The organism is Microbacterium sp. Leaf151, assembly GCF_001424225.1.
GTDB lineage: Bacteria > Actinomycetota > Actinomycetes > Actinomycetales > Microbacteriaceae > Microbacterium.
Map to the genome: position 1 here is coordinate 199,665 of NZ_LMOR01000001.1, position 16,643 is coordinate 216,307.

General features: G+C 71.8%; 14 protein-coding genes. 3 read left to right on the plus strand and 11 right to left on the minus strand.

What is annotated here, in order from left to right; all coding sequences use genetic code 11:
- Nucleotides 1–3: 3 nt before the first annotated feature.
- From ASF76_RS00805 to ASF76_RS00815, 3 genes are read right to left on the minus strand one after another with little or no spacing between them, the layout of a single operon-like run.
- Nucleotides 4–849, minus strand: coding sequence for a transglutaminase family protein (locus ASF76_RS00805; protein WP_055951554.1), 846 nt, complete (start codon nucleotides 847–849; stop codon nucleotides 4–6).
- Nucleotides 846–1,778: an alpha-E domain-containing protein gene (locus ASF76_RS00810; protein ID WP_055951557.1), complete on the minus strand. Its 933-nt coding sequence runs from the start codon at nucleotides 1,776–1,778 to the stop codon at nucleotides 846–848. Before ASF76_RS00810 ends, ASF76_RS00805 begins: the two co-directional genes overlap by 4 nt.
- A complete protein-coding gene (locus ASF76_RS00815; RefSeq protein ID WP_055951560.1) occupies nucleotides 1,772–3,553 on the minus strand; it encodes a circularly permuted type 2 ATP-grasp protein in 1,782 nt (593 codons plus the stop codon). Before ASF76_RS00815 ends, ASF76_RS00810 begins: the two co-directional genes overlap by 7 nt.
- A 117-nt stretch (nucleotides 3,554–3,670) precedes the next feature.
- On the opposite strand from ASF76_RS00815, the gene ASF76_RS00820 reads away from it, so the two are divergent.
- Complete coding sequence (locus ASF76_RS00820) at nucleotides 3,671–4,894, plus strand: carbamoyl phosphate synthase large subunit (protein WP_055951562.1); 1,224 nt, start codon at nucleotides 3,671–3,673, stop codon at nucleotides 4,892–4,894.
- A 133-nt stretch (nucleotides 4,895–5,027) separates the two neighbouring features.
- Here the strand turns inward: ASF76_RS00820 and ASF76_RS00825 are convergent, their stop codons facing one another.
- The 4 genes from ASF76_RS00825 to ASF76_RS00840 form a co-directional block, all read right to left on the minus strand.
- Nucleotides 5,028–6,209 (minus strand): zinc-dependent alcohol dehydrogenase, encoded by a 1,182-nt coding sequence (locus ASF76_RS00825; RefSeq protein WP_055951565.1) that lies wholly within the window; start codon nucleotides 6,207–6,209, stop codon nucleotides 5,028–5,030.
- 85 nt (nucleotides 6,210–6,294) lie between these two features.
- A complete protein-coding gene (locus ASF76_RS00830; RefSeq protein ID WP_055951567.1) occupies nucleotides 6,295–7,014 on the minus strand; it encodes a glycosyltransferase in 720 nt (239 codons plus the stop codon).
- Nucleotides 7,011–8,471 carry a bifunctional PIG-L family deacetylase/class I SAM-dependent methyltransferase gene (locus tag ASF76_RS00835; RefSeq protein WP_082484772.1) on the minus strand — a complete coding sequence of 487 codons (1,461 nt, stop codon included), beginning with the start codon at nucleotides 8,469–8,471 and terminating at the stop codon, nucleotides 7,011–7,013. Before ASF76_RS00835 ends, ASF76_RS00830 begins: the two co-directional genes overlap by 4 nt.
- The gene (locus tag ASF76_RS00840) at nucleotides 8,465–9,511 is read right to left on the minus strand and encodes an acyl-CoA dehydrogenase (protein WP_156459073.1); all 1,047 of its coding nucleotides are present in this window, start codon (nucleotides 9,509–9,511) and stop codon (nucleotides 8,465–8,467) included. Before ASF76_RS00840 ends, ASF76_RS00835 begins: the two co-directional genes overlap by 7 nt.
- Before the next feature lie 250 nt (nucleotides 9,512–9,761).
- Here ASF76_RS00840 and ASF76_RS00845 point away from each other — a divergent pair, with 250 nt between their 5' ends.
- On the plus strand, nucleotides 9,762–10,121 hold the full coding sequence (locus ASF76_RS00845) for a hypothetical protein (RefSeq protein ID WP_156459074.1): 360 nt from the start codon (nucleotides 9,762–9,764) through the stop codon (nucleotides 10,119–10,121).
- A 65-nt stretch (nucleotides 10,122–10,186) separates the two neighbouring features.
- On the opposite strand, the gene ASF76_RS00850 is transcribed toward ASF76_RS00845, so the two are convergent.
- Complete coding sequence (locus ASF76_RS00850; RefSeq protein WP_082484773.1) at nucleotides 10,187–11,470, minus strand: alpha/beta fold hydrolase; 1,284 nt, start codon at nucleotides 11,468–11,470, stop codon at nucleotides 10,187–10,189.
- Nucleotides 11,471–11,584: 114 nt separating this feature from the next.
- Between ASF76_RS00850 and ASF76_RS00855 the strand changes: the two genes are divergently transcribed.
- On the plus strand, nucleotides 11,585–13,126 hold the full coding sequence (locus ASF76_RS00855; protein WP_082484774.1) for a molybdopterin-dependent oxidoreductase: 1,542 nt from the start codon (nucleotides 11,585–11,587) through the stop codon (nucleotides 13,124–13,126).
- Between the two features lie 82 nt (nucleotides 13,127–13,208).
- Here the strand turns inward: ASF76_RS00855 and rocD are convergent, their stop codons facing one another.
- The 3 genes from rocD to ASF76_RS00870 form a co-directional block, all read right to left on the minus strand.
- On the minus strand, nucleotides 13,209–14,426 hold the full coding sequence (gene rocD, locus ASF76_RS00860; RefSeq protein ID WP_055951572.1) for an ornithine--oxo-acid transaminase: 1,218 nt from the start codon (nucleotides 14,424–14,426) through the stop codon (nucleotides 13,209–13,211).
- Nucleotides 14,423–15,307: a dimethylargininase gene (ddaH, locus tag ASF76_RS00865; protein WP_055951574.1), complete on the minus strand. Its 885-nt coding sequence runs from the start codon at nucleotides 15,305–15,307 to the stop codon at nucleotides 14,423–14,425. Before ddaH ends, rocD begins: the two co-directional genes overlap by 4 nt.
- A 324-nt stretch (nucleotides 15,308–15,631) precedes the next feature.
- Nucleotides 15,632–16,591 (minus strand): carbohydrate kinase family protein, encoded by a 960-nt coding sequence (locus ASF76_RS00870; protein ID WP_055951579.1) that lies wholly within the window; start codon nucleotides 16,589–16,591, stop codon nucleotides 15,632–15,634.
- Nucleotides 16,592–16,643: the final 52 nt, after the last annotated feature.

Below are 16,643 nucleotides of genomic sequence, written 5' to 3' on the forward strand. Positions count from 1 at the left end.
GGCTCAGGTCTCGCGCGTGATCGTCACCTTCACCTTGAGGTTGCTGCGGCCGGGACCCGCGTAGACGCCCCGGAGCGGCGGCACGTCGTTGTAGTCGCGCCCGCGGCCCACGAGCACGTGGCGGTCGCCGATCTCGATGTTGTTCGTGGGGTCGAAGCCCTGCCAGTCGCCGGCGAACCACTCCACCCACGCGTGCGACTCCCCCGTCACGGCCTCGCCGACCGCGGCGGAGGGCTTCGGGTGCAGGTAGCCCGAGACGTAGCGGGCCGGGATACCGACCTCGCGGAGCGCCCCGATCGCGATGTGCGCGATGTCCTGGCAGACGCCCTTGCGGGCCTCCCACGCGTCGATGGCCGTCGACGTGACGGCCGTGACGCCTTGCATGTAGTCGATGGCGTCGCCGACGGCTTCCGCGATGGCGTGGGCCGCGGGACCCGGACGCTCGTGTTGCGCGGCGATGGACCGCGCCAACGCGGCGACCTCGGGATGCGGGGTCGTGCGACGTGTCTGCGTGAGTTGCTCGACGGTCGAGATGGATCGATCGGCCTCGGCGGCGAGCTGCTCCCAGGTGATGTCGGCGTGCTCGATCGGACGCGGACGCACCTCGATGAGCGAGCGCGCCGTGATCGTCAGCGCCGAGTGCGGCGACAGCACGTCGAAGGCCGCGACTCGCGTGCCGAAATAGTCGACGTACTGGTTGACCGAGGTCGACGGCTCGATGTCGAGCGACGAGCTCAGGACGAACTGACTGTCGGTCGAGTGCGGCAGCATCCGGGCCTCGTTGTAGGACGCCGAGACGTCGCCCGGGTAGATGAACCCGGTCTGGTGCTCGATGCGAAGACGTTTCACGAGATCTCCCCGATCCAGCTCGGCTCTGCCTGCGTCGGGAAGAACCGCGAGCGGATCGCCTCCGACGCCTCTCGCGTGACCGTCTGCACGCGCTGCATGTGTTCGGGCAACTCCGACAGGATCTCGCTGATGGGCCGGTACTCGAGGTCGTTGCGGATCTGCCCGAGGGCGCGCAGCACGGTGTTGGAGTGGCCGACGCGATCGGCGCGGGGATCGATCGCGCTCATGCAGTCCTCCGCGCGCTGGATGGAGAAGATGATCGAGCGCGGGAACAGGCGGTCGAGCAGCAGGAACTCCGCGGCGTTACGGGCGCTCGGCATCCCCCGGTACGTGCGCAGGTACGCCTCATAGGCGCCGCACGAACGCAGGATCGTGGTCCACGACGGACCCGACACCTCGGTCAGCGACCGCGTGGCCAGCAATCGCGCCGTCATGTCGGTGCGCTCGATGCTGCGGCCGAGGGTGAAGAACTGCCACGCCTCGTCGCGGTTGGTGGACGAGTCGACGATGCCGATGGCAAGGGCGGCACGCTCGCGCGTCCACTGGAAGAACTCGTGCACCTTCTCGGTCTGCAACCGTCGCGGCATCCGGGAATTCGTGGTGTTGAGGGTCTCCCAGAGCTCGGTGGAGACGATCTCGCGTGCGCGGCGGGCGTTCTCGCGCGCCGCGGTGAGCGAGTACGCGATGCTCGACGGGTTCATCCGGTCGACGGCGAGACGGGCGAGCACGTCGTCGCGGCGCACGGTGTCGATGTTCTCCGGCCAGGGCGAGCCCATCACGCTCAGCAGCGAACGGCACGCCGTGTCCTCGTCGATCCAAGGATCTTCGAGCAGCAGTTGGAGGTGCACGTCGAGGATGCGCGCCGTCCCGTCGCTGCGCTCGATGTAGCGCCCGATCCAGAACAGTGACTCTGCGATGCGGCTCAGCATGGTGCGGCCTCCGCTCCTGTGTCGGCCGCGGCAGAGGACCCCGCGCCCGTCGAAGAGTCGGGGGCCCGGTGCTCCCGCGCCTGCTGCTGCTGCTCCGCCTGCGGGCCGTGCTGCACGCCCGCCTCCGCCTGTTGCTGCTGCTCCTGCTGGTCTCGACCCGGGCGGTGATCGCGCGGCGAGGTGGCGGGTGCGGGCTGACCGTCGTAGATGATCGGGATGGACTCGGTGACCGCCGCCTGGTCGGCGACCAGACCCGAGACGCCACTGCCCTGGCCGTACTCGACGTGCGAGGGGGCCGAACCACCCACGACCCAGGTGTCCTTCGACCCGCCGCCCTGGCTCGAGTTCACCACGAGCTGACCCTCGGGGAGCGCCACGCGGGTGAGGCCCCCGGGCAGCACCCAGATGTCGTCGCCGTCGTTGACGGCGAACGGACGCAGGTCGGCGTGACGCGGCCGCATCCCGTCTTCCACCAGCGTCGGGATGGTCGAGAGCATCACGACCGGCTGGGCGATCCAGCCGCGCGGATCGGCTTTCAGCCGCTTGCGCAGCGCGTCGAGCTCGGCGGGCGAGGCATCGGGGCCCACGACGAGTCCCTTGCCACCGGAGCCGTCGACGGGCTTCACGACCAGTTCCGGCAGGCGATCGAGCACCTCCTCGAGCGCGCCCGGGTCTTCGAGGCGCCAGGTGTCGACGTTCTTCAGGATCGGCTCCTCGGCGAGGTAGTAGCGGATCAGCTCGGGCACGTAGGTGTAGAGCAGCTTGTCGTCGGCCACGCCGTTGCCGACGGCGTTGGCGATCGTGACGTTGCCGAGGCGCGCGGCCAGCATGAGACCGGGAGCGCCGAGCATCGAGTCGGCGCGGAACTGCAGCGGGTCGAGGAAGTCGTCGTCGACGCGGCGGTAGATGACGTCGACGCGCTGCGGGCCGCGGGTGGTGCGCATGAACACCTTGCCGCCGATGCTCAGCAGGTCACGGCCCTCGACGAGCTCGACGCCCATGAGGCGCGCGAGCAGCGTGTGCTCGAAGTAGGCCGAGTTGTAGACACCCGGGGTGAGCACGACGATGTTCGGATCGTCGATGCCGGGCGGGGCCGAGGCGCGCAGCGCCGCGAGCAGCTTGTTCGGGTAGTCGCCCACGGGACGCACGCGCATCGACACGAACAGCTCGGGCAGCGTCTGCGCCATCACCCGGCGATTGGAGATCACGTACGAGACGCCGGAGGGCACACGCACGTTGTCTTCGAGCACGCGCATCTCGCCGTGCTCGTCGCGGATGAGGTCGATTCCCGACACCTGGATGCGCACGCCGTTGGCGCTGCGGATGCCGGCGGCCTGACGGTAGAAGTACTGCGACGACGAGATCAGACCGGCGGGCAGGATGCCGTCGCGCACGCAGTGCTGATTGCCGTACGCGTCGTCGAGGAAAGCCTCGAGCGCCCGGACGCGCTGCTTCACGCCGGCCTCGATACGCGACCACTCGTCGTAGGCGATGACCCGGGGCACGGCATCCAGGGGGAACGGTCGCTCCTCGCCCGCGAAGTCGAACGTCACGCCCTGCGCCAGGTAGGAGCTCGCCAGAGACTCGGTGCGGCCGCGCAGCTCCTCCTGGGTCATCTGCGCCAGCGCTTGGTACAGCTCCCGGTACGCCTCACGAGAAGGTGCGGCGTCGCCGGCCGTGGCCGGGGCACCGAACATCTCGTCGTACGCCGGGATGCCGGATGCGGTCTTGCGCGGCGCCAGCGTGGAGCCGTAACCGTCGAACAGGTCACCCATGCGAAGACTCTACTCAGCACCGTGTTGCCGACACGTTTCCCGGACCACGATGTCGGGGGTGTCGGGGGTGTGGATAGAGTGACGCCAACGTCCGCCGCCACGATCAAGGGTGCTTCCATGCGCGTGCTCGTCACCAGTTCCCGCAACACCTTCGCCCTGGATCTGATCCGCAAGCTCGGGAGCGTGGGGCACACCGTCTTCGCCGCCGACACGTACGAGGGAGCGGTCGGCAGCCATTCGCGATTCCTCGCGGGCCACCTGACGACCCCGTCGCCGCGCTTCGAGACCGACGCGTTCATCGCGACGGTCAACGCCTACGTCGAGGAGCACGACATCGAGGTCGTCATCCCGACCTTCGAGGAGGTCTTCTACCTCGCCGCCCGTGCGGCCGACCTCCCCGAGGGGGTGCGCCTGTACGCCGGCAGCTTCGGCGACCTCGCGCGCCTGCACGACAAGGCGAGCTTCCAGCGCCTCGCCCAGGATGCCGGCGTGCCCATCCCTGAGACGGTCGTGGTGACCTCCCCCGACGAACTGCGCGCCGCGATCGAGTCGTTCCCCCGGTACTTCGCCCGCGCGGCGTTCTCGCGCGGCGGCGTGGGGCTCCTGACGAACACCGGCCCGCTCGCGGGGAAGGTGCCGGTGGAGGACTGCGTGCCGACCGTCGACCAACCGTGGCTCGTGCAGCCCTTCGTCGACGGGCCCATGGTGTGCACCTACAGCGTCGTCGTCGACGGCAAGGTGCAGGCGCACACGACCTACAAGGCCGCCGAGCAGTGGGCCCATTCCACTGCGATCGCCTTCGTGGCCGTGGACAGCACCGACACCCTGCGGTACACGCAGCAGCTCGTGGACGCACTCGACCCCGGCTTCACCGGTCAGATCTCGTTCGACTTCGTCGACCACGGCAGCGACGCCGCCCCCGACTACAAGATCATCGAGTGCAACCCGCGTCCCACGAACGGCGTCATCCTGCTCGAGGCCGACGTCGTGGTCAAGGCGATCCAGGGGGAGCTCGCCGAGCCGGTGGTCGCCGTCCCCGGTACGGAGCGGCAGATCACCCTCGCCGTGATCGCCGATGCGTTCACCGAGCCGCTGTCGCACCTGCCGAGGACCCTGCACGACCTGCTCCACGTGCGCGACGTCGGGGCCGGGTGGTGGGACGGCGCCGCGATGCTCTGGAGCCCGGCCACGATCGCGCACGGCGCGAAGATCTCGCACGGCGACCGAAAAGAGGTGCTCGCCGCCCTCGGCGACGACATCGTGTGGAACGGCGAGCCGATCGACGGCATGAGCGAGACGGATGCCGCGGCCCTCGAGGCCGTGCACGCCGGCCGCGTCTGACACCGCGGCATCCCCCGCATCTCTGTGGCGAGCGTCCAGAACACGCCGCACCGGCTCGAAGCGTGCGGCGTGTCCTGGACACTCGACGGCAATGGCCGGCTCCGCCTCGCGCGCGGGGCCGGCGAGGCGAGCGTCAGGCGCCGGGGCGCAGGACGACCTTGATGCAGCCGTCTTCTTTCTTCTGGAACGTCTCGTACAGGCCGGGGGCGTCTTCGAGCGGCGCGTGGTGGGTGACCAGGTCCATGACGCCGAGCGGGTCGGCGGGGTCCTCCACGAGCGGCAGAAGATCGTCGATCCACCGCTTGACGTTGCACTGGCCCATGCGGAAGTTCAGCTGCTTGTCGAACATCGTCTTCATCGGCAGCACGTCGGCCTCGCCGGCGTATACGCCGCTGAGGGAGACGGTGCCACCGCGACGGACGAGGTCGATCGAGGAGTAGACGGCGGCGAGGCGGTCGAGGCCGGCCTTGTCCATGAGCTTCTGGGCGAGGGCGTCGGGGAGCAGCCCGATCGCGTCCTGAGCCAGCTTGATGCCGCCGTTGCCGTGGGCCTCCATGCCGACGGCATCCACCACGGAGTCGACGCCGCGCCCCTCGGTGAGGTCGAGGAGCTCGTCGACCACCGTCTCGGTGAGGTCGTAGGTGAGGACGCCGTGGCGCTCGGCCATCGCACGGCGGTCGGCCTCGGGCTCGACCGCGAGTACGCGGTAGCCGAGGTGCACGCCGATGCGGGCCGCGAACTGGCCGACCGGACCCAGGCCCATCACCGCGAGCGTGCCGCCCTCGGGGACGTTCGCGTACTTCACGCCCTGCCAGGCCGTGGGGACGATGTCGCTGAGGAAGAGGTAGCGGTCGTCGGGGAGGTCGTCGCCCACGCGGATGTGGTTGTAGTCGGCCAGCGGCACGCGCAGGTATTCGGCCTGACCTCCGGGCACCTGGCCGTAGAGCTTGGTGTAGCCGAAGAGCGCCGCACCGCTGCCGTACTCGCGCACCTGGGTGGTCTCGCACTGCGACTGCAGCCCGCGGCGACACATGAAGCAGTGTCCGCACGAGATGTTGAACGGCACGACGACGCGGTCGCCGACGGCGAGATTGGTCACGGCCGAGCCCACCTCGACGACGACGCCCATCGGCTCGTGGCCGAGCACATCGCCCTTGTCGATGAAGGGCCCGAAGAGTTCGTACAGGTGCAGGTCGGAACCGCAGATCGCGGTCGAGGTGATCTTGACGATCGCGTCGGTGGGTTCCAGGATCTCGGGGTCCGGGACCTCCTCGACGCTCACGTTGCGCTTGCCCTGCCAGGTCAGTGCCTTCATGTCGTGCCTCTCGTTCCGGGGACGCCCAGTGTGCGCCCCGACACGGCGGCCCGCCGAGGTGGTTGACGAGCCCCCGGTGAGTGCGTCATGCCCCCGGCGCTGCGACCGGCGGAGCGTCGATCCAGGCGTGCACGCGCGCAAGGAACGCGGCGTATCCGGCGGGGGTGCGCCCGGCGAGGCGTCCCGAGGTCTCGACCTCGTGCACGTCGCTCGCGCGTTCACGGGCTCCGATCGCCCGGGCCGCGCGCACGAGAGCGACGTCTTCGTGCGCGGAGAGATCCGGGATGCCACCGGCCTCGGCGTATGTGCTGGCCCGAACGCCGAGATTGGCGCCGTGCACGTTGCCGGGCGGGCGTCCGCGATGGTGGGTGGCGCGCCAGTACGCGACGTGCCGCGCGCTGAGGTCGGCGAAGTCAGGGCGTACGGTTCCGAGGACCACGACGACGCCGGTATCCGCCAGGTCGAGCTGATGGGTGATCCAGTCCACGGGCACGACCGTGTCGGCATCCGTCATCGCGATCCAGGTCTCGTGCGGGCTCGCGTCCAGCGTCGACAGGGCGTGCGCGACGCCGGTCCGGCGGGCGGCGCCGACGCGGCGCGCGCTGATCTCGACGACCTCGACCGGCCACCGCCGCACCTGCGGCTCGGTGGCGTCGGTGCACGCGTCGAGCACGACGACGACGACCGCGATGAGATCGGGAGCGCCCTCCCGCGCGTGCGCCACGGCTCCGGCCACGGATGACAAACACCGCTCGATCAGGGCTTCTTCGTCATGCGCGGGGATGACGACCGCCACCGCTCTCACGACGCGAGCCCGGCCTCGGTCGCCACCGACCGCGCTCCCGGGCGCGCGAACACCTCGAGAACGAAGTCCTCCTCCTCGTGGCGCACGAGGCGCACCAGGTCGGGGCGACCGGCGAGCGCGTCGTGGACACTGTCGCCGCTGCGGGGGTACTCCGCGACCGGATGCCGCCAGTGGCAGGCCACGAGCTGACCGTCGCCGCTGAGCGACGCGACGGCGGCGGCGAGCCCGCGATCCAGGTCGGCGCCCGCCCAGTAATACGCCACCTCCGACAGCACGACGAGGTCGAACTCCCCCGCGGGCCAGTCGTCGGGGAGGGTGCCGCGACGCAGCTCGACGTTCGCGCTGGTCGCCATCCGGCGGCGAGCCCTTTCGAGCGCGGCGGCGGCGAGGTCGACGGCGAGCACCCGGTCGCTCCGACGGGCCAGCTCCACGGTGAGCGCACCGGTCGAGCAGCCCGCCTCGAAGGTGGCCCGGTACCGGCGCCGGGGCAGGGCGGCGAGCAGCGCGGCGCGCTTGCGCTCCTCGTACCAGCGTGAATCGAAGCCCCACGGATCGTCGTGCCGAGCGTAGATGTCGTCGAAGTAGGCCTGGCCGACGGTGGCGTCCGGGGCAGGCTCGGCGGGGCCGGCAGCCGGCTCGGCCGCGGCGGGAGCCGGCTCGTCCGACGACGCGGCGCGCTCCGTCGCTGCGCGAGCGGCCGCACGGTCGCGCGGCTCCGGCGCGAAGAACACCTCGGCATCCCTCTCGAAATGCGCGCGCATGCGCGGGTGCACCATCGGCTCGTCGCCGGGCGCCGGCGACAACGGCTGAAGCTGACTGGCGTGCGCGTCGAGGGCGCGGGTCTTGGCATCGCGAGCACCCGTGTCGAGAACGAGACGCTCGACGGCGTCCCATGGCACGTCACCGGGTGCGCCCCAGTGCCACAACCAGATCGGGAACGCGCGCGAGCGCACGCCGCGGGCCCCACACACCTCCTCGACGATCTCGCCGACGACGCGGTGGTCGCGGTGTCCGTCTCCGCGCCAGGGCGACAGCACCAGCACGCGGTCGGAACCGGCCCGGTCGAGAGCCTCACCGAGGGCGGCGGAGACGGCATCCCGATACTCGTCGGTTCCGCCGTCGGGGAGGCCGAGGAACAGCGGTTCGGCGTCGAGCCCGAGCGTCTCCACGGCGGTGCGCAGCTCGCGACGGCGCAGCAGCGCGAGCGTCGCCGGCGAGTGCGTGGGCGAGCCGGGGTGCGACCCCTCGCCGTCGGTCACGACGACGAGGTCGACCGGGATGCCGCGGACGGCGGCCGTGGCCAGGATGCCCGCCGCCCCGAGGGTCTCGTCGTCGGGATGCGCGGCGACGACGATCAGACGGTCGACATCGAGGTCGAGCGGCGGGAGGTCACGCCGGAGAGCGGCGGTCCAGACGCCTTCGTCGGTACCCGGATCGCGGTGGTCGAAGCTCACCATGCTCCCCCTCCCCGTGCCACGTCGCCGCCGATCTTCGCCAGGTCACGCGCGCCGTGATGCTGCCTCACGTACACCTGCAGGTCGGCCACCCGTCGCGCGTGCGCCTCGTCGGCGACGAGGGGCAGGGGGCCGAGGGCGTGGGCGGCCTCGGAGATCGTCGTCTCGACCGCGTCGGCCACGACGGTGCGCGCACGGGCGGCACGAAGCCCCTCGGATGCCGAGCCCCCGGCGTCGAACACCCGCGCGGTCTCGACGAGCACGGCGCGGGCGGCCCACAGAGCCGTGTCGGCCCGGCCGAGGTGCACGCGAGAGACCTGGTCGGCGCTGTCACCGGTGGCAGCGTCGGCGAGCGCTAGGCGAAGGGGCGCCACTCCGCCCCACCAGCAGGCCGCGACCCCCACCCCGCCGTGGGCGAAGCCGGGACGGCAAAGATACCACCCGGCATCCCCCACCGGTACGGCGGGGGCGCCCTCGACGTCGATCGGGGCGCTGACGACGCGGTCGAGCCCGCGGGCGTGCCACGGGCCCTGGTGCGCGGTCACGGCCGCATCGCGCAGGTCGAGCGCGAAGAGCTGCCGCCGCTCGTCGTCGACCCAGGCCGTGACGAGTGCGCGGTCGAGGTCGGCGGCGAGCGAGCACCACGGCTTGGTCCCATGCAGCGTCCAGGTGCCCGCGTCGTGTCGCGCTTCGAGTCGGGTGCCCGGCCCCTCGGCGGCGAAGACGCCCCAGGTGCCGATCGTGTCGAGGTCCAGCGCGAAGCCCGACGCCGCGGCCTCAGCGAGGATGGTGAGCGCGTCGAGGTGCGGCTCGAGCACGCGGGCGGCGGCGACATCGCGCGCCGCCACCGACGCGAGCAGCTCCCAGGTCGCCGCGACCGAGGTCGGCCGGGCGACGTCCACCGCCCATGCGAGGGTGGCGGCGATATCCGTACCGAGCCCGTCGACGGCGTCCGCCCCCTCCAGGGCGACACGGACGCCCCCGAGGCCGGGGGTGTCGTCGGGCACGAGCAGGGGGAATGCGAGATGGTCGCCGTCAGTCACCTCGTCAGCATCCGCGCGCGTGCGTCTTTCGTGCAGATCCTTGACACCGCGGTCCGTCCCGGACTGGAGTGCCATTCCAGGGGCGATGCCCGCCGGTTCCCACGTCGGGATGGAGAGCCGGGCTGCGAACCGATCATCTGATGACAGCGGCGATCCCCGCCGTCATCGCGGCACTCTTGGACGGAGACCGGGATGACGTACGATCTATTCGGCGGAATGAACCCGCCGGAAAGATCCGAGGGTGCGGACGGTGCCGTTCCGGAGTAAAGACACGTTGCAGGCCTGGCTCGATGAGCACGCCGCCGGTGGCGCCGACGGCGGCGGGGTGGCGTATGTCGCCGACCAGGAGGCCGTCGACGGCCGCGACAGCGGACTCGTGGTCTACCCGCTCCGCAACGCGACGACATCCGTCTACCTGCAGGCCGTCGCCGTGGGGCAGCCGGACTGGCGCGTCACGATCGAGGCTCAGCCCGAGGTCACGGAGTTGTCCCCGGAGGAGGTCTACGACCTGTGCCGCGAACTCCGGAACGTCGCAGACCTGTGCGCGTTCCTGCAGGCCAAGTCGGTGGAGCACCTGGTGAGGCTCCGCGAGGCGGACGCCGCGCCCTGATCAGGCGGCGGAGGCATCTTCAGCCGCGATGCCGAGGACCCGCTCAGCCTGCGCGCTCGCGGCCATCATGTCCTGCCGCCGCGAGGTCGGCTTCGAGGTGCGACGACCTTCCCCTCAGCCTGACCGCCGGTCGCGCCTCGACGCCCGGGTGACGCGTCAGCGACCCCGTCGCCCGAGCGGGCTCGACGCGGCAGCACGCGGCGGCGCAGCAGGGCGTCGAGATGCGCGACGTGCAGGAGCAGCCCGGGGAACGACGCCGACAGTCCCTTCCGCGGCAACCGGTCGAGCGCCGCCTCGTCTGCGGGGAGACGCGTCTGCTGCCCCCGCACGAGCCGCCGGATGGCGTTCAGCAGCGCCAGCGGGTGGGTGTCGAGGGCGCTGTGGCCATTGCGGATGCGGACCAGGGTGGCATCCGGGGCCGACGCCGCCACCCGCTCGGCGATCGCCGGAGGGGTGCGCAGATCCCGGTCACCCGAGAGCACCACGAGCGGGAAGGTGAAGGCGCCCACCGCTGCCACGAGGTCGTACGGCTCGCGCTCGAACGCCGGGAAGCCGGGTGCCAGCGGCAGATACGTCAGCGCCGGGTCGAGCGGGTGGCCATCGGGCGTGCCGGCGTACCCCAGCTCGCGGAACGCGATCGTGCCGACGAGGTCGAACTCGTAGATGCCCGGGATCCGAGGGAGCCCGCCGTCGCGCGTGGCGTAGGCGCCCAGCGCGCGCCAGGTGAGGCCGGGACGGTGCCGCAGCAGCGGGTGAACCAGGTCGGCCCCGCCCAGCTCGTACGCCGCGCGCACGATGTCGAGCACGACGCGTGGAGTGACACCCCCCGCGATGAGGCGCCTCACACCGCGGGCCATGTCGTCATCGGCATCCCAGAACAACTCCCGCAGGCGCGCCCGCTCGACACCGACATCGCGGGTGGACTGCAGCGCGGAGTCGAGCAGCATGGACGCCACCCGCTCCGGATGCCGCGCGCCGAACGCCATGGCCAGGTAGCTGCCGTACGAGGAGCCGACGATCACCGCGCGGTCGATGCCCTCGGCGTCGAGGACGGCCACGATGTCGTCGAGCACCGCGGTGATGCGCATCGCCTCAGGCGGCAGGGGTCGGCCGTCGAGGTCGTGACGCGAGCGGCCGACACCGCGGTGCTCGATCATCACGAGATCGAGCCCGCCGCTCGCCGCCCACCGCCGGAGCCCCCGGTACGGCAGCACCGACGCCAGCCCCGGGCCGCCCGGGATGACCAGCACGGGCGTCGCCTCCCGCGGACCTGTGCGCACGTACCCCAGGTCGAACGCCGGCGCCCCTCCGGCCGCGGGGCGGCGGATCGACCGCAGGCTCTCGGGCATGCCAGCACGCTACTCGCGTGCAGGCTGGCGAGGGCGCGAGGCACGGGGTTCCGGTTGGCTGTGAGTTCGGACGCGGACGGCCCCGGTGGGGCCCGGCATCCATAGGCTCCGTTCGTGCCCTCCGCCTCCGTTCGAACCCGCGACCTGCCTGCCGCCGTCGCCGCGATCGGCGCGACCGCCCTCGGCGCCGGGCTCGGCGAACTCGTCGCAGCCATCGTCGCCCCCACCGCGAGCCCTTTCGCGGTGATCGGCGGCGGCATGATCGACATCGCCCCCGCGTGGGCGAAGAACCTCGCCATCAGCCTCTTCGGCACCGGCGACAAGGCGGCGCTGCTCGTCGGCATCGCGGTGCTGCTGCTCGGGGTCGCGGGTGCGGCCGGAGTGCTCGAGTGGCACCGGCCCCCGTGGGGCCGCGTGGTCATCGGCGCGCTGGGTGTCGTGGGGGCGATCGTGGCGCTGACCCGCTCCGACGCGGGCATGCTGTCGCCCGTCCCCTCGATCGTCGCGGCCGGCGCGGCCTCGGCGGCGACGGCGTGGCTCATCGGGCGCCTGCGCCGAGGGCCGCGGTCCGGGCTCGCGGCCGACGAGGGCCTGACCCGCCGGAGCGTGCTCGCCCTCTCGGGCATCGCGGTGGCGGCCGGGGCGCTCGCCGCCGCCGGCTCGTTCGCGCTGAGCTCCGGCGCGCGCGCGGTGAGCGCCGTGCGCGCGGCCCTGCGCCTGCCGACACCGACGACGACGACGGCCGTTCCCGCGGGCGCCGAGCTGGGCATCGAGGGCCTCTCGCCGGTCATCACCCCCTCGGCCGACTTCTACCGCATCGACACCGCCCTCGTCGTGCCCCAGGTCGACCCCGCCGACTGGACCCTGCGCGTGCACGGACTCGTCGAACAGGAGGTCGTGCTGCGCTGGGACGACCTGATCGCGATGTCGCCGAAGGAGACGGTCGCCACCCTCGTGTGCGTGTCGAACGAGGTCGGCGGATCGCTCATCGGCACCGCCCGCTGGCTCGGCGTGCCGCTGCGGGAGGTTCTGGCCCGCGCACGTCCGACCGCCGAGGCCGACATGGTGCTGTCGCGCTCGATCGACGGGTTCACGGCATCCAGTCCGCTCGAAGCACTCACCGACGACCGCGACGCGCTCCTGGCCATCGGCATGAACGGCGAGCCCCTGCCGATCGAGCACGGCTTCCCGGTGCGCATGGTCGTGCCGGGCCTGTACGGCTACGTCTCGGCCACCAAGTGGGTCACCGAGCTCGAGGTCACCCGCTACGACCGGGCCGAGGGGTACTGGACCTCGCGCGGCTGGTCGGAGCGCGGCCCTGTGAAACTCCAGTCGCGCATCGACGTCCCGCGAGCCGGCGCCCGCGTCGAGGCGGGCACCGCCGTCATCGCGGGCGTCGCCTGGCAGACCCACGTGGGCGTGTCCGGGGTCGAGGTGCAGATCGACGACGGGCCGTGGCTACCGGCGACCCTCGCGTCGGCGATCTCGGCCGACACCTGGGTGCAGTGGAGCGTGGCGTGGGAAGCGACGAGCGGCTCGCACACCGTACGCGCCCGCGCGATCTCGGCCGACGGTCAGACGCAGACCGACGTGCCGGCGCCGCCCGCCCCCGACGGCGCGACGGGGTGGGACGAACTCACGGTGACGGTGGCCTGACCGTCGCCGTGCCGAGGCGTGAGGGGTCGGATTCTGTCGCCGAGCGTGGACGAAGGCGACAGATTCTGACCCCTCACGCGGCTCAGGCCGACAACACGTGCCGGAGCTGTTCGACCGCCCAGTCCAGTTCGGTCGCCCGGATCGTCAGCGGAGGGGCGATGCGGATCGTCTGGCCGTGCGTGTCCTTCACGAGCACCCCGCGCGTCAGCAGCTTCTCGGCGACCTCGCGGCCGGTGCCGTAGGCGGGGTCGATGTCGACGCCGGCCCACAGGCCCGCGATGCGCACCGCGGTCACGCCGTGGCCGATGAGCGCCCGCAGCGCGGGCTCGAGGTGCGCTCCCAGCGCCTTCGCGCGGGTCTGGAACTCACCCGATGCCAGCATCTCGACCACGCGCAGGCCTACGGCCGCGGCCAACGGGTTGCCCCCGAAGGTCGAACCGTGCTCGCCCGCACGGATGACGCCCAGAACGTCCTCGTCGGCGACGACGGCGGACAGGGGCAGGATGCCGCCGCCGAGCGCCTTCCCGAGGAGGTACACGTCGGGTACGACACCCTCGCGATCGCACGCGAACGTCTCGCCCACGCGGCCGAGGCCCGACTGGATCTCGTCGGCGATGAAGAGCACGTTGTTCTGCGTGCAGATCTCGCGCACCCGCTGCAGGAACCCCTCGGGCGGCAGGACGACGCCCGCCTCGCCCTGGATGGGCTCGAGCAGTACGGCGGCGGTGTTCTCGTCGATGGCCGCTGCGATGGCATCCGCGTCGCCGTAGGGCACGTGCACGAAGCCGGGCGCGTAGGGACCGAAGTCGTCGTGGGCGACCGGGTCGTCGCTGAAGCCGACGATCGTGGTGGTGCGGCCGTGGAAGTTGCCGTTCGCGACGATGATCGTCGCCGCATCGGCGGCGATGCCCTTCGTGCGGTAGCCCCACGCGCGTGCGACCTTGATGCCGGTCTCGACGGCCTCGGCACCGGTGTTCATCGGCAGGACGAGGTCTTTGCCGCACAGCTGCGACAGCGCCGTGGCGAACGGGCCGAGGCGGTCGTTGTGGTACGCCCGGCTGGTCAGCGTGAGGCGATCGAGCTGCTCGCGGGCGGCGGCGAGGATCGCGGGGTGACCGTGGCCGAAGTTCAACGCCGAATAGGCCGACAGCAGGTCGAGGTAGCGCTTGCCCTCGACGTCGGTGACCCACACGCCCTCGGCGCGCGAGACGACGACCGGCAACGGGTGGTAGTTGTGGGCGAGGTGGGCGCCCTCCTCGGTGACGAGACGCTCGCCGAGCGCGTCGATCGTGGTGCTCATCGGGCACCGCCGCGCAGCTCCAGCGTGCAGCACTTGATGCCGCCGCCGCCGAGCAGCAGTTCTGAGAGGTCGACCATCACCGGGGTGTAGCCGCGCTCGCGCAGCTGCGCCTCGAAGCCCACGGCCCGCGGGGAGATGATGACGTTCTTGCCGTCGCTGGCGGAGTTGAGTCCGAAGACCGCTCCGTCGCTGTCGGACACCCGGATGGCATCCGGGTAGCGCTCGCGCAGGATCGCCTGGCTGCGCTCGTCGAACGCGGTGGGCAGGTAGGCGATGTTGGCCTTCTCGACACCGCCGGGCCCCTCGACGGGGTCGAGCACGGCGATCGCGGTGTCGAGGTGGTAGAACCGCGGGTCGGTGAGGGTCAGCGAGACGACCTCGCGGGAGAACACCTCGCCCACTTCGCGGTGGCTGTCTCCGGTCGAGCGGAAGCCCGTGCCGGCGAGGATGGTGTCGCCCACGAGCAGGAAGTCGCCCTCGCCCTCGTTGACCTCGACCGGTTCGGCGACCTCGAAGCCGTTCGCTGCGAACCAGTCGATGAACGCCGGCGCCTCGGCCGCGCGCTCGCGGAAGCGGAACTTCGGAGCGTACGCGACACCGTCGATGACGAAGCCGCCGTTGGCGGTGTAGACCATGTCGGGCAGACCCTCGACCGGGTCGATCAGCTCGATCTCATGCCCGAGCGAAGTGTAGGTGTCGTACAGCGACTGCCACTGCTGCAGGGCGAGAGTCGTGTCGGTGGGGCGCGAGGGCTCCATCCACGGGTTGATGCTGTAGCTCACCGTGAAGTGCGCGGGTCGGCACATCAGGTACCGACGGTGCTGCTGCACACGCTCGGTGGAGGTGGCCTCGGCGGTGCTGGCGATAGGGGTGGCGGACATCTGTGCTCCTCGGAGAAAGGTGCGGCGGACGCTGTCCTGGGGCCCGGTGGCCCTTCGAACCCGGCGGCGCCGTGGCGCCGTGCGGGGAAAGGTCGGTCCGAGCACGCCGTGGCCATTCTCGCACGCGTGTGCGCGCGGGCGCGAACAGCGGCGCGCACCCTCCGCGATGCGCACAAACTCAGCGGCATCCGCGCCGAGCCGACGGAGGTTGCGCGCATCACTGATTTTCTGCACGGCGGCAGGCGGGCGGACCCGCGCCGCACAACCTCAGCGATGCGCGCAGGTTGCGCAAACCGACCCTGCGCGCCGGCACCGGATGCCGCGTCACACGGCTCCGCGCACGCCCTCCGCCCGCAGCCGCGCCACGTCGGCCGCGGAGTGCAGGCCGGCGTCGGAGCCGAGGCCCGTGGCCACGAGGCTGCCGCACGCGAGGCCGCGCTCCGCGGCCTCGGTGACGTCGGCGCCGTCCATCAGACCCCCGATGAAACCGGCGCTGAACGCGTCGCCGCAGCCCGTCGTGTCCACGACGTCGACGGCATATGCCGGCAGCCGCATGTCGCGTAAGGCTCGCGTGCTGATGCTGACCCCCGCCGCGCCGCGGGTGATCACGAGCGTCGAGACGCCGGCATCCAGGTAGAAGGCGATGGCCTCGTCGAGGCTCGACGCGCCCGCGAACGACAGTGCATCCTCCTCGCTCGGGAAGAGGTAGTCGACGAACGGCAGGCACGGCAGCACGGCATCGCGATCGCCGGCGCCCCCGGTGGGGATGAAGTCCATCGTCGTCACGACCCCGGCGTCGCGGGCGCGGCGCAGCAGGTCGACGCTGGCCGCGCCGTCGACGCGCGGCAGCAGGCACGTGCCGCCGAGGTGGAGCACCGCGACATCGCTCAGATCGATGGATGCCAGATCCTCGGGCGCGATCGCCGCGTTCGACCCGATGACGTGCAGCGCGGGCCGGCTCCCGTCGCGGCGGATCGGCAGCATCGTCGCGGAGGTGGGCCGCTCGGGGCGCACGGCGAGGCCGGTGACGTCGACCCCCTCGTCGGCCATCGTGGAGCGCAGGAAGACACCCAGCGCGTCGTCGCCCACGGCGCCCACCGTCGCCACGGGAACGCCGAGTCGCGCGAGGTCGACGGCGGTCGCGGCAGCGGTGCCGGCCACGGTCAGGCGGATCTCGTCCAGCAGCGCGAGGCCCTGCCCGGGCGGAATGGCGTCGACGTGGCGACCGAGCACGTCGGCGACGTGGAGACCGACGGTGACGACGCGACGGGCGGGGTAGGACATGGATCTCCTGCGGTGGGGTAGGGCCGATGCGAAACCGGCGTCACGAGGGGGC